This is a genomic window from Reichenbachiella sp. (assembly GCF_039941815.1).
Taxonomy (GTDB): Bacteria; Bacteroidota; Bacteroidia; order Cytophagales; family Cyclobacteriaceae; genus Reichenbachiella.
This window is the reverse complement of sequence record NZ_JBDVDW010000030.1, coordinates 43,984-69,089: the sequence shown is the minus strand read 5'-3', so window position 1 is coordinate 69,089 and position 25,106 is coordinate 43,984. Positions and strand designations below refer to the sequence as shown.

Annotated in this window: 24 protein-coding genes and 1 tRNA gene; 13 read left to right on the top strand and 12 right to left on the bottom strand. The window is 41.1% G+C overall.

The features are described from left to right. Positions 1–93 precede the first annotated feature (93 nt). The gene (locus ABJF11_RS07125; protein WP_348119050.1) at positions 94–1,161 is read left to right on the top strand and encodes a VOC family protein; all 1,068 of its coding nucleotides are present in this window, start codon (positions 94–96) and stop codon (positions 1,159–1,161) included. 80 nt (positions 1,162–1,241) lie between these two features. Continuing rightward, positions 1,242–1,817, top strand: coding sequence for a PhnA domain-containing protein (locus tag ABJF11_RS07120; RefSeq protein ID WP_348119048.1), 576 nt, complete (start codon positions 1,242–1,244; stop codon positions 1,815–1,817). Positions 1,818–1,838: 21 nt separating this feature from the next. On the opposite strand, the gene ABJF11_RS07115 is transcribed toward ABJF11_RS07120, so the two are convergent. The 4 genes from ABJF11_RS07115 to ABJF11_RS07100 all read right to left on the bottom strand — a co-directional run bounded on the left by ABJF11_RS07115 (position 1,839) and on the right by ABJF11_RS07100 (position 7,390). Next, positions 1,839–3,074 (bottom strand): alpha/beta hydrolase-fold protein, encoded by a 1,236-nt coding sequence (locus tag ABJF11_RS07115; protein ID WP_348119046.1) that lies wholly within the window; start codon positions 3,072–3,074, stop codon positions 1,839–1,841. Positions 3,075–3,294: 220 nt separating this feature from the next. Continuing rightward, the gene (locus ABJF11_RS07110) at positions 3,295–3,684 is read right to left on the bottom strand and encodes a hotdog domain-containing protein (protein ID WP_348119045.1); all 390 of its coding nucleotides are present in this window, start codon (positions 3,682–3,684) and stop codon (positions 3,295–3,297) included. Between the two features lie 192 nt (positions 3,685–3,876). Continuing rightward, entirely contained in the window at positions 3,877–5,013 is a 1,137-nt protein-coding gene (locus ABJF11_RS07105; protein WP_348119044.1) for a serine hydrolase domain-containing protein, read from the bottom strand. A 346-nt stretch (positions 5,014–5,359) separates the two neighbouring features. Continuing rightward, positions 5,360–7,390, bottom strand: coding sequence for a sensor histidine kinase (locus ABJF11_RS07100; RefSeq protein ID WP_348119043.1), 2,031 nt, complete (start codon positions 7,388–7,390; stop codon positions 5,360–5,362). Positions 7,391–7,750: 360 nt separating this feature from the next. On the opposite strand from ABJF11_RS07100, the gene ABJF11_RS07095 reads away from it, so the two are divergent. Beyond that, on the top strand, positions 7,751–8,212 hold the full coding sequence (locus tag ABJF11_RS07095) for a hypothetical protein (protein WP_348119042.1): 462 nt from the start codon (positions 7,751–7,753) through the stop codon (positions 8,210–8,212). Positions 8,213–8,330: 118 nt separating this feature from the next. Here the strand turns inward: ABJF11_RS07095 and ABJF11_RS07090 are convergent, their stop codons facing one another. From ABJF11_RS07090 to aspS, 5 genes are all read right to left on the bottom strand, one after another. Further along, on the bottom strand, positions 8,331–9,107 hold the full coding sequence (locus ABJF11_RS07090; protein ID WP_348119041.1) for an SGNH/GDSL hydrolase family protein: 777 nt from the start codon (positions 9,105–9,107) through the stop codon (positions 8,331–8,333). Between the two features lie 22 nt (positions 9,108–9,129). Next, positions 9,130–9,522 (bottom strand): DUF2721 domain-containing protein, encoded by a 393-nt coding sequence (locus ABJF11_RS07085; RefSeq protein ID WP_348119039.1) that lies wholly within the window; start codon positions 9,520–9,522, stop codon positions 9,130–9,132. A gap of 9 nt (positions 9,523–9,531) precedes the next feature. Further along, complete coding sequence (locus ABJF11_RS07080; RefSeq protein WP_348119037.1) at positions 9,532–9,891, bottom strand: response regulator; 360 nt, start codon at positions 9,889–9,891, stop codon at positions 9,532–9,534. A gap of 74 nt (positions 9,892–9,965) precedes the next feature. After that, entirely contained in the window at positions 9,966–11,057 is a 1,092-nt protein-coding gene (locus ABJF11_RS07075) for a BamA/TamA family outer membrane protein (protein WP_348119036.1), read from the bottom strand. Between the two features lie 5 nt (positions 11,058–11,062). After that, the gene (aspS, locus tag ABJF11_RS07070) at positions 11,063–12,817 is read right to left on the bottom strand and encodes an aspartate--tRNA ligase (RefSeq protein ID WP_348119035.1); all 1,755 of its coding nucleotides are present in this window, start codon (positions 12,815–12,817) and stop codon (positions 11,063–11,065) included. Between the two features lie 133 nt (positions 12,818–12,950). Between aspS and ABJF11_RS07065 the strand changes: the two genes are divergently transcribed. The 3 genes from ABJF11_RS07065 (at position 12,951) to ABJF11_RS07055 (ending at position 14,673) form a co-directional block, all read left to right on the top strand. Beyond that, entirely contained in the window at positions 12,951–13,505 is a 555-nt protein-coding gene (locus tag ABJF11_RS07065) for a hypothetical protein (protein ID WP_348119034.1), read from the top strand. Beyond that, on the top strand, positions 13,502–13,960 hold the full coding sequence (locus ABJF11_RS07060; protein ID WP_348119032.1) for a nucleoside deaminase: 459 nt from the start codon (positions 13,502–13,504) through the stop codon (positions 13,958–13,960). The genes ABJF11_RS07065 and ABJF11_RS07060 overlap by 4 nt, the downstream gene beginning before the upstream one ends. Before the next feature lie 110 nt (positions 13,961–14,070). Then, the gene (locus tag ABJF11_RS07055) at positions 14,071–14,673 is read left to right on the top strand and encodes a superoxide dismutase (protein ID WP_348119030.1); all 603 of its coding nucleotides are present in this window, start codon (positions 14,071–14,073) and stop codon (positions 14,671–14,673) included. A gap of 65 nt (positions 14,674–14,738) precedes the next feature. Here ABJF11_RS07055 and ABJF11_RS07050 read toward each other — a convergent pair whose 3' ends face one another. From ABJF11_RS07050 to ABJF11_RS07040, 3 genes are all read right to left on the bottom strand, one after another. Further along, positions 14,739–16,271, bottom strand: a complete 1,533-nt coding sequence (locus tag ABJF11_RS07050) for a carbon-nitrogen hydrolase family protein (RefSeq protein ID WP_348119029.1) — start codon at positions 16,269–16,271, stop codon at positions 14,739–14,741. A gap of 75 nt (positions 16,272–16,346) precedes the next feature. Then, positions 16,347–17,081 (bottom strand): MbnP family protein, encoded by a 735-nt coding sequence (locus tag ABJF11_RS07045; protein WP_348119028.1) that lies wholly within the window; start codon positions 17,079–17,081, stop codon positions 16,347–16,349. Continuing rightward, a complete protein-coding gene (locus tag ABJF11_RS07040; protein ID WP_348119027.1) occupies positions 17,050–18,192 on the bottom strand; it encodes a cytochrome c peroxidase in 1,143 nt (380 codons plus the stop codon). Before ABJF11_RS07040 ends, ABJF11_RS07045 begins: the two co-directional genes overlap by 32 nt. Before the next feature lie 79 nt (positions 18,193–18,271). On the opposite strand from ABJF11_RS07040, the gene ABJF11_RS07035 reads away from it, so the two are divergent. The 7 genes from ABJF11_RS07035 (at position 18,272) to ABJF11_RS07005 (ending at position 24,993) form a co-directional block, all read left to right on the top strand. Then, entirely contained in the window at positions 18,272–19,240 is a 969-nt protein-coding gene (locus tag ABJF11_RS07035; protein WP_348119026.1) for a cytochrome c peroxidase, read from the top strand. 77 nt (positions 19,241–19,317) lie between these two features. Then, complete coding sequence (gene egtB, locus ABJF11_RS07030; RefSeq protein WP_348119081.1) at positions 19,318–20,604, top strand: ergothioneine biosynthesis protein EgtB; 1,287 nt, start codon at positions 19,318–19,320, stop codon at positions 20,602–20,604. Further along, positions 20,597–21,571: an L-histidine N(alpha)-methyltransferase gene (gene egtD / locus ABJF11_RS07025; RefSeq protein WP_348119025.1), complete on the top strand. Its 975-nt coding sequence runs from the start codon at positions 20,597–20,599 to the stop codon at positions 21,569–21,571. The genes egtB and egtD overlap by 8 nt, the downstream gene beginning before the upstream one ends. Positions 21,572–21,673: 102 nt before the next feature. Next, positions 21,674–21,757: transfer RNA gene (locus ABJF11_RS07020), tRNA-Leu, on the top strand. Between the two features lie 100 nt (positions 21,758–21,857). Then, a complete protein-coding gene (locus ABJF11_RS07015) occupies positions 21,858–22,910 on the top strand; it encodes a M42 family metallopeptidase (RefSeq protein WP_348119023.1) in 1,053 nt (350 codons plus the stop codon). Further along, a complete protein-coding gene (locus ABJF11_RS07010) occupies positions 22,907–23,494 on the top strand; it encodes a DUF6624 domain-containing protein (RefSeq protein ID WP_348119022.1) in 588 nt (195 codons plus the stop codon). Before ABJF11_RS07015 ends, ABJF11_RS07010 begins: the two co-directional genes overlap by 4 nt. 2 nt (positions 23,495–23,496) lie before the next feature. Further along, on the top strand, positions 23,497–24,993 hold the full coding sequence (locus ABJF11_RS07005; RefSeq protein WP_348119020.1) for a GH3 auxin-responsive promoter family protein: 1,497 nt from the start codon (positions 23,497–23,499) through the stop codon (positions 24,991–24,993). The last annotated feature ends 113 nt before the right edge of the window (positions 24,994–25,106 follow it).

Below are 25,106 nucleotides of genomic sequence, written 5' to 3'. Positions count from 1 at the left end.
TAATCAGTCATTTATATGGAGAATTGGATAAGATATACCAAGTTTTTTTATCTAATTTGCAATTTATTTACTTGTACAACTTAGGCCATAGGCATGGATGGTAAACTAATTTATGGGATTCAGCAAATCGGTGTTGGTGTAGACGACGCAGAAAAAGGATTCGAATGGTATGCGAAAACGCTGGGAGCTGATCTTTGCATTTTTGATGATGACAACGAAGCCACATTCATGGCTAAGTATATGGGTGGAGAACCCAGAGCAAAAAGAGCCATTTTGGCTATGAACGAGCAAGGGGGAAGTGGCTATGAGATTTGGCAGCATACAGGGCGTACTCCGTTGACCATAGATGAGCCCGTACAGCTCGGAGATTTGGGAATCAATATAGCGAAAATCAAGTCGCAGAACATCCAGCAGAGTTTTGACCGCCTCAAAGGCAATGGGATATCCATCTGCACCGATATACATGAGGAGAAGGATGGCTCAAGAGGGTTTTATATCAAAGACCCATGGGACAACATTTTACAAATCAAAGAATTTGACTCATGGCTAAAAAAATCTAAACTTGATGTAGGTGGTATATGTGGTGCCACGCTGGGCGTATCAGATATTGATCAGTCGCTCAAGTTATACGCAGACATCCTGGGCTACGATCAGGTGGTCTATGATGAAACAGGAGTTTTCGAAGATTTGAAGGGGCTAAACAACGGCGAAGGGAAATTTAGACGTGTTCTCCTGACCCATATTAAAGACAGAACAGGGGGCTTCTATCCATTGCTCGGTGATGGTCAGATCGAATTGATCCAATCACTGGATCGAACGCCCAAAAAGATTTTTGAGGGTAGATATTGGGGAGATGTTGGTTTCATTCATTTGTGCTTCGATATCCGAAATATGAATGCCCTGGTTGCAGAATGTAAAGAAAAAGAATACCCTTTTCAGGTACTTAGCTCTGAGCACTTTGACATGGGGGATGCTAATGGCCACTGGGGATATATCGAAGACAATGATGGAACATTGGTAGAGTTCGTGGAAACCCACAAGGTGCCTTTGATTAAGAAAATCAATTGGAACATAAAGCTCAAAAATCGTGACCCTCATGCGCCATTGCCGGGGTTCATACTTAAAGCCATGGCCATTACCAAGAAAAAGAAATTTGACTAAGGTCCAAATCAAAAGTGGATGTCGCCAATATCAACTGGTGTTTAGTTGTCAAAAGACCTACTGATCAAATAATCTAAATTATGAGTATTGAAAATACACTTCAGGAAAGAAGCCAGTCTAGTTGTGAGCTATGTGCATCAGCTGAAAGCTTGAGCATTTTTCCTGTAGCGCCAAAAGCGGGAAATAACGCTGACGAATGTGCCCTCTTGTGCAATACCTGCACTTCTCAAATAGAAGGACCTGATCAGGCAGATCCCAATCACTGGCGCTGTCTGAATGATAGCATGTGGAATACTAATCCTGCAGTACAGGTGCTAGCCTGGAGAATGCTAACTCGTCTTAGATCCGAAGGCTGGCCTCAAGATTTGCTAGATATGCTATACCTGGATGAAGATACTCAGGCATGGGCAGCAGCCACTGGAGAAGGGCAAGAAGATGTAGAGCAGATAGTGCATAAAGACAGCAACGGTGCCACTTTAGCCGCAGGTGACAGTGTGGTACTGATCAAAGATCTAAACGTGAAAGGTGCCAACTTTACGGCCAAGCGCGGTACAGCGGTAAGAAACATTTCCCTAGTACACGACAATCCTGAGCATATCGAAGGCAAAGTCAACGGCCAGCAGATCGTCATCCTAACTAAATTCGTAAAGAAGTAGACAAATCTGATTATGGTCTGACTATAGATTTTTCAGACTGCTTTGGTATTCAACCAGCTCAGATTCATCATTTTCAATCGCAATCTCGATTGCTTTTTGATAGGATTGTTTAGCCAATTTTCTTTTCCCCAAGGCATGATAGACATCGCCGAGCCCATGATGAAGCAAAGATGCCTCTGGAAACTTTGAGAGTCCCGTTTTGAATAATTCGATAGATTGGTCAATCTTATCGTTGGCAAGATAAAAGCGTCCAAACCTATTGAACCAAAGGGGGCGGGTGTATGACGCTAGATATCCATCAAACTCATTTACATAGTTTTCAAATCGTGTATAATTGTTTTCATTGAGAGCATTTAGCAAAAGGAAATGTCTGGTCTCCTTATGGATTTCCGAAGGAAGATCATATCGAATTCCTCTCTTTTCATAATAACTTCTCAGTGCCTTGAGTCCTCCATAATCGTCGTATTCCTGTAGTGAATAGTAGCGGATAGGTTTATAATCATGAAAATAATCTGAAAGTCCTTCATGTATGGCTTTGTTGGCAGTGGTGTAATGATCCTCTCTATCAAGTATTCCATACCGCCACCTTGAGTTCGGGTTATTCTCATTTCTGAAACGAGAGATAAAAAGTGAATCACTGGCAGCCCAGGTTTCTTCCGGTGCGACAACGAACAGCATATACTCGGCAGTAGAGTTATCGATATCCCTTTCATAGATCGCATCCATCCGCCTACCACTATGGGTAGTGCTCGCCAAAATAAAACCACTAAATAATCCGGCATGCTCGCCTACCAGCTCTAGTCCTAAACCTCCGCCCATTTCCCAGCCAAAATAGATTCGCTCCTTTTCTTTTTTTGTACGAAAATTGTTATCTACAAATGGAATCAGTTCTCGTTTTATAAAATCAATGAATGCATCAGATTCATTGTACATCAGCTCTCTTCTTCTCCTTCTATCAGTTTTTATTCCAACTACGATGAACGCTGGAGTTTTATCTCTAAAGCGCAACATATTCTGATAAGCGATGCCCTGCATGAAATACTCCTGGCCATCCATAACATATAATACCGGATAAGTCTTCTGCAAGAGTGTGTCGTAGCCTACAGGTAGGTAAATCTGTATCTCTCGATCTTCATTAAGTATCTCTGACGAAATAACATGGGTTTGACCTATGACAATATCACTCCCGCTCAGCTGTGCATTTGTAATTTGTGTCAATAGAGTAGTAAACAATACAATTAACGTAGCTGATTTCATGACTTTGGGTTTAATTAGAGCGCAAGCTGCTATCATCTATTTAAATTCCACAATTTTTTAAACAGGTTAACATAAAATTAACAAGGTATATTCCGAGTAGAACTATTTAGCCAACAATCACTCCGAATAAGTGAAGTCTGTGTGAGTATCGGCTTATTATTATAATCATGACATGACCTTATAAGCTTGATTCATTGGCATCTAGGAGAATCACGGCTTTTTATTGATTTAGTCTATCCTTGACAAATTCTACTTTGGTCTTGCCGTGTGCAGAAGGCTTGCCGTTTTCGCCGATATTCACTAAGACAATTCGTTCGACCGTGATGATTGTCTCATGAGTCATTTTATTTCTTACTTCGCAGTTGAGCTCCAAGGATGTATTGCCAAACTTGATAGGCTCTATTCCTATTTCCACTATGTCTCCTTGTTTGGCTGAGCTTAGAAAATTGATCTCTGACATAAATTTTGTGACCACTTTCTTGTTCTCCAGCTGGATGGCTCCATAAAGTGCAGCCTCCTCATCTATCCAAGCGAGTAGCTTGCCTCCAAACAAAGTTTCGTTTGGATTTAGGTCTTCCGGCTTGACCCATTTTCTAGTGTGAAATCTCATAATTCGTAATTTTCACTAAGCTAATAACAATGGAATAGTTAGAAAATAGAAAACTCTAATTTGAACAAATCATATCTATATCTGACAAGATAGGTTTCAGATTAAAAAAAATGAAGGACTCTGTTTTCCTAAAGGATCACGGTGACCCTGTTTGGCAAAATTATGGGGCTTACCAGGTACGCATCCATTCAACTAAAGAAGGTAATCCCGTGTAATCTCAATAATATCATACATCTGCTGCTGACTCTTATCACCATTGTTTGTAAGTATTATGATTTCCAGGCCCAGGTCAGGGTTGATGGAAAGCACGGTTCTATAGCCGTCAAAACCTCCAGTGTGCCAGTAGTCATTTTTGCCAGAATATTTATTGGTGTGCCAGTAGATACCAGTACCCGTCAGCCAGCCCAAGCCGTAGTCAGCCATTTCCGGCAGACTTGCTCTGCTTTGAGTCATAGATTCTAATGACTGCTTAGAAATAAGCTCTCCCTTGTGCAACGCGGACACAAATAAGCTAAGGTCAGAAGTCGAACTTACCACTCCACTGCCGCCATAGAGCAAGGAATTGAAACCCAACACCTTGAGGTTCATGCCAAATGAGAGTGCATAGTCCTCATTTATATCTCCCATATGCTGTTTTTCACTGATTACAAATGAATCTGACATGCCAGCAGGTTCAAAAATGTTGGCTTGTAAATACTCAGGATAACTTAGTCCAGTTACCTGTTCAATAATCAAGGCCAAAAATACATAACCTGTATTTGAATACTTACCGGCGGTACCTGGAGCAAACAATAATTGATCTAGTCCTGAACCGGGAATTAGATCTAGAATCTGCGTTGTGGTGACATTATTCAATGCTGCCAGGTTTCCATTGTCATTGATATAATCTCTCAATCCTGCTTGATGAGATAGTAGATGTGCTATTGTAATCTCTGAGAACGACTCCGGTAGATCTGGCAAGAAATGTAGCAGTTTATCATTGAGTGCCAGTTTGTCGCTCTCTACCAGTTGCATGATGGCGACAGCCGTAATCGGTTTGGTAATGGACCCAACCCGGAAACCAGTGTGCTCATCCAAAGCAACAGATCCTTCTACCCTTGCCAGACCTTTACTGCCCGAATAGATTACATTCCCTTGATGCTTGATCAGGATACTTAATCCTGGCTGATTTTCAGCTTGTGTCGACTCCAAATAGTTAGCGATTTTCTCTGGAAGTTGGTTTGGTAATTCACTATCCTCAGTACAGCTGGTAGTTATTACCAGCCACATCATAATCACTAAATACTTGAGCAGCTCTTGTTTTGGGTTATTTGAGGTAATTCTCTTCATCGTCTCTGTGTTTTATAGCGTTTTGCCATGTGCCACGCTGTATGTCTTTTACTTTCATTTACACCCTATGGACGACCATTATGAAAGTAACACTTAAAAAAAAATGAAGATATTAGAGAATTGGACATGAAAATGATAGTTAATTTCAGTATTGATTTCACTTATTACGATCTATAAGTCAAGTCGTTAAGCCCTGCTATAACATCTAAATCAATTTAATTCATTTGCCTCACTTTATTCCAGGATCACCACTATCTCGGTGTGAAGAAAATCATACTGGATCATCTCTGAACTATACATTCCAAGACAAGAGCTCTGAAGCCAATAAAACCAATACCTGTTTTAGCTATACTATTATGACGAAAGAGGTTCCCTTACCAGGTGTGCTCTCAATAGAAATATGACCGCCCATCGATTCGATTTGTGTTCTTACCATAAACAGCCCCATGCCCTTGCCTTCGATGTGATGATGAAAGCGTTTGTAGAGACCAAATACATCTTCCTCATTTTTAGTTAGGTCGATTCCTAATCCATTATCGTGAACCTCTACCCTCACATGATCTTCATTATCGCTCACCGTTGTGATTCTAATATAAGATTCCACATCATGTCTGCTATACTTAATGGCATTGGAAATCAGGTTGATAAATATGCTATACCAATAGGCGCCATTAGAAATAATGCTCTGCACCTGCAGGTCCAACTCTATAGAAATCCGGGATTTTTGGATCTGCTCATGAATTGATTTCTGAATCTTTTCTAGCAACACACCAAAGTCAACCTCTTCATTCGGCTGATTAAGTTTTTGTTTGACTTCGAGTACACTGGTTAGATCTTTCAACACATCATCGAGCGCATGAACCGACTCCTTTATCTTGCCTATTGTTATATTATTGAATGGGTCATTCACATCTTTCAAATTGTAGATATTGGTCAGACCGATGATATTAGAAACCGGAGCTCTCATATTGTGAGAGACGATATAGTTGAACTGTTCGAGGTGGTTGTTTCTCTCCTTCAGATCGAGCACTACTTTCTCAAGTTCTTTGGTACGTAATGCAACTTGCTCTTCAAGCAAATTTTTGGTTTTATTCAATAAACTGGCCTGCTCGCTGATTTCAACATTTTGCAGCTCTACATCTCGTTGCATTTTATCCTTGTAGGAGTAAGTCACCGAAAATCTTTTCCCTAACAGAAGCGCATTAATCATCAAAGCAATTAAATAGCCAACACTCACGATCGTATGATTTGCCTCTCCCCAAATATTATAGGCAAACATATGGTAAGTGATCACAGCTATTCCGCTAAATATGCCTAACAAGCCTAGTAACGATTGGACCCTCTGCTTCTTAGCAGTGACCAGGACAATTACTACATAAACCACCATAAGTGATACCGCACCAAAGAATGGAAGTAATAAATAAGATATTACACTCCCGGGTAAAAGCAGTGCCAATGCGACAAAGGGTATGAAAACCCAGTATATTATTTTAGAAAAAATTGGTGGAAAACTGCGTTTGAAAATGACCTGCAAATATTGCAAGCCGATCATCGAGCCAAAAAAGAGGCTCATGTATTCGATCTTAACAAGCCAGACCCAGGGAAATTCAGAGAATAAATAAGCCAAAGGTGCATACTCATCACTCAGATTTCTATATCCCCAACACAAGCTGAAAAGTGCCAGATACAAAATCGCCTTATCACTTCTCCAATAGGCATAATATAGTACCAACATAGATACTCCTATAAAGAATAGGCAGCCGATCAACACCATATCGCTGATCACCTTGTTTTGATGCCCTATCCAATATTTTCGTGTTGCGCCGATAGTTGGTGCCGCTGTCATTCCACCTTGCCGGTGATAAAAATTTGATACTTGCAGAGTAAGTTGAATAGTATCTCTCTGCCGACTGATAGGTACAAAAGCCTTTATTCTCCGATGTAGGGTCTGATCTGAAACATTTCCAACACGTCCGGCTTCGAAAACTATTACATCATCTACCCAGAGTCGAGCTGCCGAATTTATTTTTGGTACGCCAATCGAAAGTGATTGGTTTTCATCCGGAAGAACAAGCCGCAACGAATAGGTGGCTACCCCATGAGCTGGTAGCGAGCTTCCATCCAATCTTAAATTATTCCATGCCACCAGGCCATCAGGCATTTCAATACCACCAGTATGCTGTACCACTTGCTGGGGAGTCAGCAATTGATTCCAATGTAGCACCCATCCTTTGTTGAGTGTAACTATGTCTCCTTCAGTAAACTGCACCGATCGGAGATCAATTTCCTCAGCATATACATTTTTCGTTGGTATGAGTACTAACGCATAAATAATAATACATGCCAATGCTCGCACATGAGTATGTTTTCCGCTCATTTCAACAGTAATTGAAATTCTTTAATGGACCAATAAAATACAGGGAGATGGCTGATTGGCTCAGGTAAATATAACAAAATCAACGAATTGTATTATGATTTGAAAACCAGACTGACAGAGGTGTTATTGGCGGTAGTTAGGCAACTTGCAAATTGAAGATCATTTAAGGTATGAATAGGTGTTGTCGTAATAGCAAAAATATATTAGCTTGGCAGGTTTAAAAATGAAAAAACATTGGATTTTGATTGTGTTTTGGCATACTAATTGAATTTCGAATGTTTTATCTATGCTTTTTATTAAGTAGTTGGCACTAATTCAACCAATTTATTGTTTACTATAAAATTTATATACTTGAAATCGATGAGAAATATATTAATTACACTAATCCTGATAGCTATCAGCATTTCTGTACAAGCACAAGATTTTGTGTTTCACTACAATGAGATGGAAAGAGACGAACTTATGCAAAAGGTAGCTACAACAGAGCATCCTTTTGGCTCAGAGTTTACTCAACTGATGCTTTTGCTAAAAGAAAATTATACTTCTGAGGAGCAAAACTCCATCTCGCTAACGATGACCCTTACGGTAGAGAAACCGTCCATTTATTATTCAGTGAGGAAGGCCAATAAGCATTATATCAAGGCAGCCAGAAAAGGGCGTATTCCGAAAGAAGAAGCGAAAAAAGGCCTGCAAGATGTTTTAGTCAAGGCACTCAATATCAGATATCAAAATACTGAGGCGCTTGAAGACAAGTTGGACAAAATTAAGGACGTAGAGGAAATTGTAGCTTTCTACAGCAAAGACGTGAAATTGGATATGTAAAGGACCAGTTGGTCTACTCCAATAACCGATTTTTAACTCACCAGATCAAAGCAACAAAATACTTTGATCTGGTGTTTTTGAGTATGCAGAGGTGGGTTCTTCATAAGCGAAAAAGCTTTTAAAGTTTCAACTTTACCTTATCATCAATGAATCTTCCCAGATCTCTAGCCCAGGTTTGATAGGTGAGTCTTGAAGGATGAACTCCATCACTAAAGAAGGCGCTCACGTCTTTTTCTATGTTTAGTCGCTGTGCCCACTTATCGATGGTGATTACCTCTGATGAGTAATGGACACCTTCTGATTGTGCAGCGATAGTAATCAGTCTTTCTCCAAACATCTCAACCAGATTACCTATGGTGAATTTCATCAACCCGGTGAATGCTGGGAATTCTTTAATGGGTGGCATATTTGTAAATACAATTGGTGCCCGCCCAAAACGCGCCCTAAGCACAGCGATAAGTGAGGTTATATCATTTGCCCAATGTGCTGGGCTTCTCAATCCAAAGGCGTCATTACCCCCTAATCCTAGTACTATCAAATCTGGTTGATCATCAGGAATTTGAGGCAATATTTTATTCTCCACCAGACGCGCGGTGTAACCGCTTTTTGCATATACGTTCCACCGAATATTGGCAGACCATCGTTCGCTGAGCTCATTAGCCAGTGTGCCGGCAAACCCTTCGGTATGAGTGGATACGCCCACACCGGCAATAGTGCTTTCTCCGATCACCATCAAATTAATCAGACGATCGCTACCATTGTGGACAGACTCACCGCAAGGTTCCTTGGCCTCTGGTAATTGAGGTATACTTGCTCTGATTCTTCGTCCCTGATAGTACATAAGGGGTAGTAACGGGGTTGCTAAAATCAAACCGATAAGATATTTCAAATTCATAAGGTGTAGAAGTGTATAAACCTTAGCCTTCCATATCACTGAGCTCGAGATTCAGTGCTTTGGTTGACATTTGAATTTCAACCAGGGAGAAAATCAATGAAGTAATGAGTGAAATCAAACTTCCTCCAAATAGGTAATTGGCTATGTCGAAGGCCTCTTGAAACAAGGCAAACATACAGCCGACAGTAAGTAAAAAACTTAGTACGCCGAAAGCCTGCATGCGTCGTACCATATTGAGACGCTTTCTTAAATTGTTGATTTGACCTATCAGCACATGCTGTGAGTCGGCTAGTTGATACTTGGCATGTAGATTTCTAATCAAGGTCGCCAAGGCCAGAAACCGATTAGTATATGCTAGTAGTAATAGGGTAATGGCCGGAAACAAAAGCGCCGGTGTAGAAATATCTAACTGCAAATCTGAAGATTATTTATTTTCAATAAGAGCTGTGAGTTGGTCAGCATCCCAAGGCTTGCCTACACTACCATTGAATCCGAAGTTCTTAATGGCGTTTCTAATGATTTCATCATTGACATATTCTGAAATGATAATTCTGGTCATATCTGGATATAACTGGCCCACTTTTTCTAGCAGTTCTACGCCGGTCATCTCGGGCATCCGGTGATCCGAAATAATGACATCAAACTTATCTTTCTCCATCAGCTTCAATCCTTCCAATGCGCTTTCAACCGTAGTTACATCATACCTTCGTTTGAAGGCAATTCTGAAAACATTCAGGTTGGCTGCTTCATCATCCACATATAGCAATTTGATCTTATCTGCCATAATTCACTTTCTTTCTCTTTTTCTTTAACTGGTTATGCAAAATACAAAATTATTACAACATTTTGAATCATCTACTAAAACGCCTCTCTAACTGAAAGATAAAATGCGTGCTGGCCGTTATCAGTAAATCCCAGATCCAATCTAAAATTCAGTTTTTCTCCTTTCAGTGCCTGAAATCTACCGCCGATTCCGTAGATATAATGCAAATCTCCTCCATCAAAATCATTAAATGAATCAAATACTTCACCGGCTCCGCCAAAAATCACACCACCAAATCGCCAAAAGAGCTCTTGTCGGATCTCTGCTTGAAAATAAAACGCTTGACGATCTCGATACAAATTGCGATGCTCAATACCTCTGAGTCTATTGTTGCCACCAATTTTAGTCAACTTATAAAATGGAATATCGCGACCCGACGTCATATCCAGCTTCACCTGGTAAGCAAATACTGTTTTAGGACCTATAAAATCAAAGTATTGGCGGTAGTCCAAAAGAAACTTTGAATAGGAATAATCACTTCCAAAGGCTTTGCCATAGGCGGTGAAAGCCAGACTAGCTAATTTTCCTTTGGTGGGATACAGGGTGTTGTTTCTACTGTCATATCGCATGCCAAAGCCCATCCCGTTAGCCCATCCACCGTTGATTCCTACTGGATCATCAACATCCAACAATCCTTCTTCCAACGGATCTATTTTATCATATTGATAGTCGAAAACCACACTGGCGTAAAGCTTCTCTGCCAGTGGTTTGTAAAGTGCGCCAGCTATCTGCGAATATTTATCTCCGTATTTTTCTGTTATTGAAGGTACCTTATCGTTTCCGATGCCGAAATAGTTGTCAGGAAAGTCAAATAACCTGACCTCCATATTGAGATTCATACCATTTTTAAAAAAAAGGTCCAAATCAGTTTTCACTAATGCTTGCTTATTCGTGGTAAAAACAAAGTATGGAGTGATTGAGGATGGTCGGTGAAAGGGCTCCTCAGGATCAGTCATATTGAATACGAAAAAAGCTATTGCACCAATATTTACCTTAGTCTCTGGCGTATAACCCATAGCCGGATAGATGGCAAACTTGACTTTTTTCTCCTTTAGGGAGTCCTGTTCCTGTGCAAACCCGCTAAAAGCGCACATCAAACATATATAGCACGTAAGAGCTTTTTTCATATAGATTATTCAGACGGCAACAGATTCAATCCTAGATCATCCAATTGCTCCTTTGCAATCGGCGACGGAGATTCTATCATTACATCGCGCGCAGAAGTGTTTTTAGGGAAGGCGATAAAGTCTCTGATTGAATCAGAGCCTCCAAACATAGAACATAATCTATCAAATCCAAAGGCTATTCCGCCATGAGGGGGGGCGCCATATTCAAAAGCATCCATTAGAAACCCGAATTGCTCTCTGGCTTCCTCATCGGAAAACCCTAAGTGCTTAAACATCATGGCTTGTGTGTCGCGGTCATGAATCCTAATCGATCCTCCACCTATTTCTACTCCATTGATTACCAAATCGTACGCATTTGCATGCACCTTTCCCGGATCCGTATCTAGCAATACAATCTCGTCCGGCTTCGGCGAGGTAAATGGATGGTGCATCGCATGATATCTTTTGGTCTCTTCGTCCCACTCGAGTAGGGGAAAGTCAAGCACCCATAGCGGCTTGAAATTCATTGGGTCTTTTAGCTCTAGCACGTCACCCATGTGCAATCTCAGCTCGCACATCTGTTTTCTGGTGGTATTGACATCCCCGGAAAGCACAAGAATCAGATCACCTGGTTTGGCTCCCGCCTTATCTGCCCAGTCTTTGAGATCATTCTGAGAATAGAATTTGTCTACTGATGATTTGAATGATCCATCCTCATTACATTTCACGTAAACTAGACCTTTGGCTCCAATCTGTGGTCTTCTGACAAAATCGGTCAGTGCATCCAATTGCTTTCGGGTAAACTCTGCACATCCACTGGCACATATCCCTACGACTAGTTCTGCCTGATCGAATACATTAAATCCTTTGTTTTGAGCGACTTCATTGAGCTCTACAAACTGCATATCGAATCGTACATCAGGCTTATCAGATCCATACAATCGCATGGCATCTTCGTATTGCATGTGGACAAACTCGCCTACTTCGATAGCTAGTGCCTGTTTAAACAGGTGTCTCGTCAGTCCTTCAAATGTGTTTAGAATATCTTCTTGAGTCACAAATGACATCTCGCAGTCAATCTGTGTAAACTCAGGTTGTCGATCTGCTCTCAGATCTTCATCTCTGAAGCATTTTACAATTTGAAAATACCGGTCAAACCCAGAGACCATTAGTAATTGCTTGAACGTCTGTGGAGATTGTGGTAGTGCATAAAACTCTCCCTTGTTGACTCTGGAGGGCACCACAAAGTCTCTGGCACCTTCTGGAGTGGACTTGATCAGTACTGGAGTCTCTACTTCCATAAAATTCTGATCGGACAGGTAGGACCTGGTGGCCTGAAGCATGCGATGACGAAGCATTAGTTTTTCACGGACTTCGTCTCTCCGTAGATCGAGATATCTATATTTCATCCGGAGCTCTTCACCTCCGTCTGTGACATTGTCTATAATAAAAGGAGGCACCTTGGACGGATTTAAGACCTCCAAATCAGTAACCTGAATTTCTATTTCACCGGTCGGGATCTTATCGTTTTTTGCATATCGCTCGACAACAAGTCCTGTGGCTTTTAGTACATACTCACGGCCTACCCCTTTAGCTTTCTCTACTAATTCTGTTGGGGTTTTGCCTTCTTCGAAAATCAGCTGAGTAATGCCATATCGATCACGAAGATCCACCCATACCATACCACCCTTGTCCCGTACTTTTTGCACCCATCCGCAAAGCGTCACTTCTTTATTGGCATCAGCCAACCTCAATTCGCCACATGTCTGTGTTCTCAGCATAATAATCGTATTCTTCTTAAATAAAAAGTCCGTCCACCAACGGGCGCGCAAATTTAATCATTGTGTTGTTTTGGGCTTCATGCCCGGGTAGTTTAATTTTGATTTTTCACTAGCTTTAAGAAATTCGCAAACCATGAGTACATTTCTATCTCTCAGTTTAGTATTTATTAATTTATTAGCAGGTAATTTGACAAAAGTCGAAGTCACCGAGGAAATCACCATGATGATCCCGGATGATTTTAGGCTTATGACTGACGACGAGGTCGCCAGCAGATACTTCACTACTAAACGTCCGGTGGCGATCTTCACCGATGAATCTGTAAATATAGATTTGGGTATCAACCAATCCGCTACCCAGTGGGTGGAAGAAGACCTTGAAATAATGGTAAGCTTCCAAAAATCAAATATTTATAATTTCTACGATCAAATTGACATGATCAGCCAAGGAATAAAGGAGGTAAATGGACTCAAAGCGGCTTATTTCGAGTTTGTATCCATGGTCAATCCTGAAAAGCAATCGTTTAGATCTCAGAGCCCTGTCAGAAAATACACCTACATTCAATATATGATCGTGGGTAAAAATTCTTGGGTATTCAACTTCACCTGCCTAGTCCAGCTCAAAGAAGAATGGCAAGCTACTCTTCCTGACATCATGAATAGCGTAGAATTTCAAAAGAAGAAAAGATGATCCCTGGACTTCATAGTGACGAGGCTTTCATGAAGGAGGCTCTCAAACAAGCACAATATGCATTTGACGAAAATGAAGTACCTGTCGGTGCAGTGGTGGTCTGTGATAATAAAATAATCTCAAGAGCTTACAATCAGGTTGAAAAGTTAAATGACGTCACCGCTCATGCGGAGATTTTGGCGATTACAGCTGCCGAAAATTATCTTGGTACGAAATACCTCAGCGGTTGCAAACTGTACGTCACGCTAGAACCTTGCACGATGTGCGCTGGGGCTACGTACTGGTCTCAACTCGATGAGGTGATTTATGGAGCCAGTGATGAGAAAAGAGGCTATACGATTTTCGCACCAAATGCCTTACACCCAAAAGCCAAGGTCAAACATGGCATCATGGCTGATGCATGCAGTGAAATGGTGACCTCCTTTTTTGCTCAGATGAGGGAAAAGAGAAAGTAAATTTCAATTTTCTATCGGCACATAGAATAGAGTGATCAATTGGCTACCTTTATTCTAGATTTACGTCTAATTTTACTTAAAAGAATTTTCAACATAAAAATAGAGTTATCATGGCTTTCGAATTACCATCTTTACCCTATGCACACGACGCATTGGAACCACATATCGACAAACGTACTATGGAAATCCACCATGGAAAGCATCATAATGCGTACGTAACCAATCTTAACGGAGCTATCGCAGGCACCGAAATGGAAGGCAAAACTATTGAAGCAATTTGTGCTGAGCACTCTGATGTACCAGCAGTGAGAAACAACGGCGGTGGTCATTTCAACCACTCGCTATTCTGGACAGTAATGAGTCCAAACGGTGGTGGAAATCCCACTGGCGAAATTGCAGGAGCAATCGACTCAGCTTTTGGCTCGTTCGACGCTTTCAAAGATGCTTTCGCTAAGGCAGGCGCTACCAGATTTGGATCAGGATGGGCTTGGCTTTGCGTGAAGGATGGAAAATTGGAAGTATGCTCTTCTGCCAATCAGGACAATCCATTGATGCCTGGTGTAGGCTGTGGTGGCACTCCAATTCTTGGCCTGGATGTATGGGAGCATGCTTACTATCTCAACTATCAAAACAGAAGACCTGATTATATCAATGCCTTCTTCAATGTGATCAACTGGGAAGAAGTAAGTAAGCGTTTCGCTGCTGCGAAATAATTACTAATATTAAAATAGTAAGAGACTTTTCAAGGTGCTTTAGCTCTTTTGATCAGTCTCTTTTTTTATGCCGTAGAACGTTTCTTTTTCAGTTCGAAAATATCCTTTCTTCTATTTCTGAGATTCTGTACGCTACCAAATTGGTTCAGCTCACGCAATAGGTCAATATCCACATCGGCTATAAGAATCATTTCTGTATTTGGTGTAGCCTCTGCCTTGACCCCGTTGGCCGGGAAAGCAAAATCACACGGAGTAAAAACCATCGACTGAGCAAATTGAATATCCATGTTGTGTACCTTCGGCAGGTTGCCAACACTTCCTGCGATAGCGACATAACATTCGTTTTCGATCGCTCGTGCTTGTGAGCAATTTCTAACTCTCGAATAACCGTTTTGTGTATCTGTCAGAAATGGCACAAAAAGAATATCCATACCCTCATCTGCCAGCAATCTGCTGAGCTCCGGGAATTCCGAGTCGTAACAAATCAAAATTCCAATTTTGCCACAATCCGTATCGAAAGCTTTTATCTCATGCCCTCCTTGCATACCCCACACCTTTGATTCGTCAGGAGTGACGTGGATTTTTTCGTACCTCTCCGTCGTTCCATCTCTCCGACAGAGATAGCCCACATTGTAGAGTAGATCATCCTTGATCTCAGGCATACTGCCGGTAATGATGTTGATATTATAAGATATAGCCAGCTCTGAAAACTTTTTCACGATTCCCTCAGTATGCAGCGCGAGCTCTCTAATAGCGTCTGGTTCGGACAAATGATTGTCCTTAGCCATCAGGGGCGCATTAAAAAACTCGGGGAAAAGTGCAAAATCACAGCGATAGCCAGATACAGCATCTACAAAATACTCAGCCTGCTGCATCAGCTCCTCTAGGTCTTTGTACAAACGCATCTGCCATTGCACCAATCCTAGTCGAACAATGCTTTTTTTGGTTTCCGCCTTTTTAGTCGGCTTTTGATAATAAATATTGTCCCATTCCAAAAGTACCGCATACTCACTGGAGGCCTCGTCGCCTTCCAAATATCCGGTAAGCACTTTAGACGGGTGAAAATCGTTGGAGATTTGGAAGTTTAGTACTGGATCATGAATTTCTTTGCGCTTGACCTTCTCTATATACTCCTTAGGTGACAGTTCATCTGCAAACTGATGATAGTTGGGAATACGTCCACCAAATGCGATCATTCTTAGATTCATGCGTTCGCAGAGCTCTTTTCTATAATCATATAATCGACGACCTAATCGAAGTCCGCGAAATTCGGATTTAATAAAAACATCTATCCCATAGAGCACATCGCCCACATCGGTATGTGTATCGAAAGAATAGTTGCCAGTGATCTCTTGATAGGTATGATGTTCATCAAAATCGTTGTATTTCACAATTATTGAAAGTGCACATCCAGCCAGCTGACCGTTGACTTTTATCACTATTTGACCGTCAGGAAATTTATCAATCAAGGACTTGATTTGATCTTGTTTCCAATAGGAGTTTGGCATGCTTGAATATGCCTCGATCATGGCACTTTTTAACTCCTCGTAGTCACCTGGAGTCAGATACTTAAGCTCAATATTTTCTATTCCTTCCATTCTCTTTATTACCCATTTTTAGATTTGGAATAAAGCTAGTAGATTATAAAATATAGGGATAATATTAAGGCGTAATTATTTTGGTTGGATCAGCCCCATTTTGTAATTCTGGGCGACTTCATCTCCTCTTTCATCATTCATGAAGACTGTGCCTTCCGAAAAGTCAATCGTGCCTAATGGAGCAAAGCCATCAACAATAAAACTAATCTCCTGATCTTGACTCATAGCGATAGGCTGGTCAGGTGACCAATCATATGAGAAGTAGTTTTTGTCTGTCCCGATATGCATTTTTATTTCTTCCCCGATAGGATTATTGGTTGAAAAGTATCGCCCTTCAAGCAAAAGAAACTTGTAACCTGTATTCCAATCCCAAGCCATCCCATTAGTAGGATCCAGATCGCCCAAGTGATCTATGGAAGTATTGGCCTCTGAGTTCACTCCTATGTGGAATCCGATTTCAGAGATCACATAGGCGGCTGGCACACCTTCCACAGTAAAGGAAGCCGTGGCGTTGTCCTGGTCAAAGCTTATTAAGTGATAGCTGTCCAACTCAAAGTATACTTCATTGGTGTTTTTATCCTTAAGCTGGATATTGCTCAAATAGATTTTGATTCGTTCAAAAGTCATTGTCTGATTCGATGGAGTCAAATACTTTTTTGCCTCAAAAATCAGTGATTCTTCCAAAGCTTGAGCTTCAAAATGGAAGGTTAGCGTTTTAGTTTCGATATCATCATCTGATGAGCAGGCGCTCAGGCAGATCAGGGAAATGATAAGAACACTAAGGCCTAAAAGGGTTCGAAAATGCTTCATTGCTGATAAATTCATCGTCTGTCAATGTATTCAGGAAGGCAATAATTGCCTCTTTCTCTTCATCAGTTAATCCAAGTAATACTTGCTCATCGCTTTTTGTATTTAGATTAGTGGCGTCAGAGATCAATACATCTAGTGTACTACTTATACGTATTTCTTCATTATAATGATCCAGGACCTCATCTAATGTGGCAAAGCGTCCATCATGCATATATGGAGCGGTCAAAGCGATATTGCGTAGGCTAGGAGCCTTGAACTTTCCTTTGTCTTCAGCCTTAGCGGTGACGGACATAAGACCCTCTTCAAGATTGTTTTCTGTATCCAATCCATTGTTATGAAAACCCTGATAACCTTCTCGATCTCCAGAGGTCAGAATATTGAGATGGCAATCGCCACAGTTGCCTCCTCTCAAGCCGGTACTCGGTTCTGGGTGAGTGAAAAACAGATTCATACCCAGTTTTTCTTGTTCAGTCAATTCACCCTGACCAAGCAAAAATTGATCATATTTTGAGTTGGATGATACAAGCGTTCGCATAAATTGAGCGAGAGCCTTTGCAATCAAATCTGCTGTAATCTCATCCGTCTCGAAGGCCGAGAAAAATTGCTGCTTATAAGACTCAGAATTAGTGAGGCGCTCTACGGCTTCATCGAGCGGCAGGTCCATTTCAATATGATCTGCTATCGGTTGTAGTGACTGCTCTTCTAAAGTAACCGCTCGCCCGTCCCAAAAAAACTTGGTATTCCATACTAAATTAACCAGTGCCATCGAGCTTTTATCTGTTAATTCACGATCCACCCCCTTGCTGAATTTTGAACCGTCGGTAAAAGCTTTGGATTGTTGATGACAGGAGCCACAAGAGACCTGACCATTGCGCGATAGGTTTTTTTCATAAAAAAGATTCCGCCCAAGTTCAATGCCCTGGATAGTAAATGAATTATCCGATGGAATATCAAAATTGTCGCCGAAGTGCGCTGGCGGCACAAACTCATAAGCTGTCGGAGCCTGGATTTGTGTATCCTCAGAACATGATCCAAGGATCAGAAGTAAAATTATATATGAGACAAACCTTAGTTTCATTACATCTGCAACAGGTGGAAAATGAAATTCCATTAACTTAACTTTCCAATCATAAACATTCGTCAGCCTGAAAAGTTTCAAAATCATATGGTACCTTTTATGTATGTTGTGGATGGTGTCTTTAGCTCCCAGCTGTAATACTAACTCAAATTCAGAATATAAATTACAACTAGACTATCCGAACCATTTTCCTGACCCTATCCCGTCGCCAATCAGAAATAAGCTTACGCAGGAACGAGTAGCTTTAGGACAATCCTTGTTCTTTGATCCTTTGCTGTCTTCCACCGGCAATATATCATGCGCCACCTGCCACAACCCAAATCTTTCGTTTTCGGATGGTAAAAAATTTAGCCTTGGTCATAGCGGGTTACCTCTAAAAAGAAACACTCCGGCATTGATAAACCTGGCCTGGTCTGAGCATTTCTTTTGGGATGGCGGAGTGAAAAATCTTGAGTCCTTGTCTTTTGCTGCACTTTTAAACCCAGATGAAATGGCTATAGACCTCACTCAACTTTGCAGGGAACTCAACCAGCACCCGACATACCCTGATAGATTTAAAAAAGCTTATAAAACGGACTCGGTTTCCTCTGCCTTTATCAGCAGAGCTCTCGCTCAGTATATGCGAACCTTGATTTCGTCAAGTAGCAAATATGATAGTGTCATGCAGGGGCACACCACTTTCACGCATCTGGAGAATCAGGGCTATCAAATCTTTATGTCAAACTGTGCCACTTGCCATAAACCGCCGTTGTTTCAAGACAACTTATTTCATCACAATGGACTGTCGCAAACCTATTCTGCAGAAGACTTGTATTTATCTACCGGAAGATTTCGGATCACAAGAGATTCTGCTGATCTGGGCAAATACAAAACTCCGACACTCCGCAATCTCAATAGCACATTTCCTTATATGCACGACGGAAGATTTGAGTCAATTGATGAGGTGCTGAATCACTACCAATCAATAGATTCAGCGAACGAAAATCAAGATTTACTTGTTAGGAGCATAAGTTTTTCTGAGGACGACAAACAGGCTATTAAAGCTTTTTTAGAAACCTTAAATGATCAACCTGATAATTAAAATGAATTTCAAATAGTTCAACTTTCGTACTATAAATGCGTAAGAAGCATTAATTTTGAATTAATCAAAACCGTAGCATTATCTCGACGCTTACCGAATCAATACCAACTTCCAATATTTTTTCTCACCTAAGAGAAAAGTATCTACGAGTTCGAAATCAATCACTTATCATCTGTGAGCCGCTGGAAAAAGAAGATTTTGTGGTTCAACCCATTGTAGACGTTAGTCCTCCGAAATGGCACCTTGGACATACGACTTGGTTTTTCGAAAAAATGATCCTTGAATCCTTTGACCCGGAATATCAGGTATTCCATAAGGACTATAATTATGTTTTCAATAGCTACTATGAGACTATTGGCAAACGCGTCTTACGGACTGACCGTGGCAACCTAACCCGGCCCACTACTGACGAGATATTTAAGTATCGAGCTTACGTCGATGAAAAGATGCTGGGGTTTTTAGATTCAAAGAATGAAATCGATAGATCAGTACTCAAACTACTTGAACTTGGGCTTCAACACGAGCAGCAGCATCAAGAGCTTCTCGTTTACGATATCAAGTATATACTCGGCAACAATCCTTTGTTTCCAGCATACAGAAAAGGAGAAGACAAATGTACGCGTGACTCCAGAGAGCTAAATTTCCTTCACGTTTCTGAAGGTAAATATACCATTGGTCACGAAAAAGAAGGTTTTTGTTTCGACAATGAGCTAGGTGTACATCAAGTGTTTTTGCATGAGTTCGAAATTGGAGATCGGCTCATCACCAACGGTGAATATCTGGAGTTTATAGAAGCTGGAGGCTATCAAAATTTTCATCACTGGTATATGGAAGCCTGGACTTGGGTGCAGGATAACAAAGAGAAGGCCCCTATGCATTGGCATAAAATAGATGGCGAATGGTTTCAATTTTCATTTCAAGGACTGCAGCCACTCAATCTGAACGAACCCGTGACGCATGTAAGCCAATATGAGGCTGCAGCCTACGCACAATGGCGCGAGATGAGATTGCCCTCCGAATTTGAATGGGAGGTAGCTTGTAAGATGTATGAACCCGATAGGCATAAGAATGCCAACTTTGTCGAAGGCGGTGCCCTGAGGACAAAGACTGCCGAAGCAGGACACTATCAGTTTTATGGCGACACCTGGGAATGGACCAATTCTGCGTATCTGCCGTATCCCTATTTCAAAACTGATGCCGGTGCAGTCGGCGAGTACAATGGGAAATTTATGATCAACCAAATGGTCTTGAAAGGTGGATCTTTTGCTACTCCAAAAGATCACATTAGACCAACCTATAGAAATTTTTTTCACCCACATTTAAAATGGCATTTCACGGGAATTCGCCTGGCAAAGCATGTTTGATACTATAGAAAAAGAAGTAGTCAAGAATAAGAAGTTTCTCTCGGATGTCAAGAAAGGATTGTCCGGGGATATCAAAAGTATTTCATCAAAATATTTTTATGATAAAACCGGAGATGAAATTTTTCAGCGCATTATGCATATGGAAGAGTATTATCTCACAAATGCTGAATTCAATATATTTGAAACCTACAAGTTGGAGCTTGCAAAGATTTTCTCTCCAGATCAAAAACCCTTCAACCTTATAGAGTTCGGCGCTGGCGACGGCCTCAAAACCAAAGTCCTACTAGAAGAACTGCTGGCTCAAGAGATTCCATTTGACTATGTGCCTGTCGATATTTCTCAAAATGCACTGGATCAACTCCATGGCTCACTTGACAAAGAAATGCCTTCGCTCTCCTTCAGAGGGATACAGGGGGACTATTTTGAAGTTTTAAACCAACTTAAAGAAGACAACAACAAAAGAAATGTAGTCCTGTTTCTTGGATCCAATATTGGAAATTTCACCGATCAGGAGGCTGAGACTTTTACATCCAACATAAGCGACAAACTTAATCCAGGGGATTTATTGCTGATTGGTGTCGACCTCAAAAAAGATCCTAGAAAAATACTTTTAGCATATAATGACCCAAATGGCATTACTGCAGAGTTCAACTACAACTTGCTGAGAAGATTAAATCGTGAATTGGGTGCCAATTTTGACCCCTCCACTTTTGAGCATTATCCAACCTATGATCCAGTGACTGGAGAGTGTAAAAGCTCACTGCTGAGCAAAAAAGATCAGGAAGTGACGATTGACGAAGAAGTCTACCATTTTACCGAATGGGAACCAATTCATACAGAGATCTCAAGAAAATATTCAATAAAGCAGCTACACAACATGGCTGTAAATTCTGGTTTTGAGGTGAAACTGGATTTATTAGACTCTAATCAATACTTTGTGGATTCGATTTGGGAGATCAAGGGGTAAATACTTTTAAAAAGTTGAGAACTTTAAAGGGTATTTTAATGATTTTTCAACAATCCTCCTATTTTTGCATTCCCGTAATGACGGGCTCATCACATAATATTTGCGCACGTGGTGAAATTGGTAGACACGCCAGCTTGAGGGGCTGGTGGGAGCAATCCCGTGGAAGTTCGAATCTTCTCGTGCGCACAAATTTTTAATTTGCTCACAAGACTATTCTTTTGGTAAGCAATCCCGTGGAAGGCGAAGGTCGCTCCTGGTAAATTATATCCTCATTTCCCCCTATCATATGTCGTTAAACATCCCTTTGCTAACAAGTATCTGCGAAATAGCAGGAGCCCCTGGATTTGAATCAAGAATTAGAAATTTGGTCATTGAAGAGATCAAGTCCCACGTTGATGAATATCACATTGATAACATGGGCAACCTAATCGCCATTAAAAAAGGAGCGTCAGAAGACCCCAAAAAGGTGATGCTCGCAGCACATATGGACGAAATAGGGTTTATCGTAAGCCATATTGATGAAATGGGCTTTCTGCGATTTCAAACTTTAGGTGGATTCGATCCAAAAACTTTTACTGCCCAGCGAGTGGTCGTCCATGGCAAAAAAGACATTGTGGGAGTAATGAGCAGCAAACCCATCCATGTAATGACTCCTGCCGAGAGAGAGAAACCAGCGAAAAAAGAAGACTATTTTATAGACCTAGGCATGTCCAGGGATGAAGTGGTCAAAATTGTCTCTGTCGGCGATCCTGTCACACGTGAACGTAAACTGATTGAAATGGGCAATTGCGTAAACTGCAAGTCGATTGACAATCGAGTTTCTGTATTTATCTTAATAGAAGCATTAAAAAATCTAAAAAACAATCAATACGATATATATGCCGTGTTTTCTGTCCAGGAAGAAGTGGGTATCAGAGGAGCCAATGTGGCAGCGCATAGTATCAATCCAGACTTTGGAATCGCACTGGATACGACCATAGCTTATGATCTTCCTGGGGCTCTCCCACATGAGTTTGTCACGGAACTTGGCAAGGGAACAGCGATTAAAATTCTAGATGCTATGACCATATGCGATACTCGCATGGTGAACTTTCTAAGAAAAACAGCAGATGATCATAAAATCACATGGCAAAATGAAATTCTTGTCGCAGGTGGGACAGATACTTCCGGGATTCAACAAAAGGGCAAAAACGGAGCAATATCCGGGGCTATTTCCATCCCAACCAGACACCTGCATCAGGTAATCGAAATGGCTGATAAAGATGACATCCAAGCCTCTATAGATTTGACAATTGCTGCTTTGGAAAATATTCATAAATATAATTGGAGTTGGACTTGAAATACTTTGCATTACTAATCTGTCTTTTTATCACTTCGCAAGTCGAAGCGCAGGATTATAGCTCACTGCGATATAAATTGGAGCGATTTGTTGATCAGAATATTGAAGCGAGAGAGGCTGTGATGCCCATCATTAATACATATGGATTTCAATCCATACAGATGGATTCCCTGAATCAGCTGATGCACTTTCGGGATTCGGTACACCTTCAATTTGTAGTCTCTGTACTAGCAGAACATGGCTGGTTAGGCACTTCTGTAATCGGTAAAAAAGCGAATATCTCTTTGTTTCTTGCTATACAGCAATCGCCGGGAAATGAGGTCAGAGAAAGATACTTCCCTTTGCTGGAAGCATCAGCTCAACGTGGTGAATCTGACCTATCTCAGATGGCAATGATCAAAGATAGAATCCTTGTTAATCAAAAAGTACCTCAAGAGTACGGTACACAATGGAATTATGTAGGTGAACAAACTGTTTTATTTCCCTTGGAAGATGTAAATTCGGTGAATGAAAAAAGAGTCTCAGTAGGTCTAAAGCCACTTACCAAAGACGAACTAAAAACCGTACAAAGCAAATACCAATAAAAATGGGCATCCGATCGGTACTCAGTAAACCATTCGCCAAATACATAGTAAATCAACAAAACAAATGGGCATCCAGGCCTGTTGAGTCCCAAGAATCTATAAAGACAGCTATAGTTAAAAAAGCCTCAGAAACCGCCTTTGGCAAAGACCATGGATTTAAGGACATCAAAAGCTATGAGGATTTTAAGCGTGCAGTTCCCGTCGGAGACTATGAGGTAATAAGACCCTATGTAGATCGAATAAAAACTGGCGAACCTGATGTGCTCTGGCCAGGGCTCCCCTCCTATTTTGCTAAAACGTCTGGTACCACCTCTGGGACAAAGTACATTCCGATTACCAGGGATTCGGTACCTAATCATATCAATAGTGCAAGAAACGCTCTTCTGAACTATGTCCACAACTCCGGGAATAGCCAATTTCTCGATGGCAACCTGATTTTCTTATCAGGCAGCCCCATTATGACCAAAACCAGCGGTATTCATACTGGCAGACTCTCTGGCATAGTCAATCACCATGTCCCAGCCTATCTGAGATCCAACCAAATGCCTTCATTTGAAACTAATTGTATTGAAGATTGGGAAGAAAAGGTGGACCGAATTGTGGAAGAGACCTGCAAAAAAAACATGACTCTGATCTCAGGTATTCCGCCGTGGGTGCAAATGTATTTTGATAAACTAACCCTGAAGACCGGAAAACCCATCAAGGATATTTTTCCAGACTTTTCCCTTTTCGTGTACGGAGGTGTCAATTTTGCACCCTACAGAGCAAAACTTTTTGAAAGCATAGGTAAGACAATAGACTCTGTAGAGACCTACCCAGCCTCTGAGGGATTCATTGCCTATCAGGATACTTTGGATCAGGAGGGATTGCTACTACTGCTAGATACCGGTATATTCTTCGAGTTTATTCCGGCTGATGAATATTATAATGAGCACCCTACAAGACTAAGTATCGGTGAGGTGAAAACCGGAGTCAACTATGCACTCATCATCAATAGCAATGCCGGATTGTGGGGCTACTCTATAGGTGATACCATTCAATTCGTGTCTACCGACCCGTATAGAATATTGGTCACAGGCCGTATCAAACATTTTATTTCTGCGTTTGGCGAGCATGTCATCGGTCAGGAAGTGGAAAAAGCCATCAATCATGCTGTGAAGGAGCAAGATCACACGGAGATCACAGAATTTACAGTTGCACCTCAAGTCAATCCAGATTCAGGCCTACCAAGACACCAGTGGTTCGTTGAGTTTGGACGACCACCTGAGAATATGGAACAGTTTGCCTCCACCATTGATCAAAAATTACGACAGCTAAATAGCTACTACGATGATCTCATCAGTGGAAACATCCTGGAGCAGTTAGAAATTGTGATTTTGAAGAAGAACTCATTCATAGATTATATGAAATCACAAGGTAAACTTGGTGGTCAAAACAAGGTACCTCGATTGTCCAACGACCGAAAAATTGCGAATGTCCTAATAAAAAATCGTGAGTAAACGAGCCTGAAGTTGGAACATTCAGAAATGTTGTCCACTTGCCATCTATTATTTATAGCTTTGCAGTTGCATTTTACGATTTGGTGTGTCAACTGGCCGCTAAACCCAAAAGA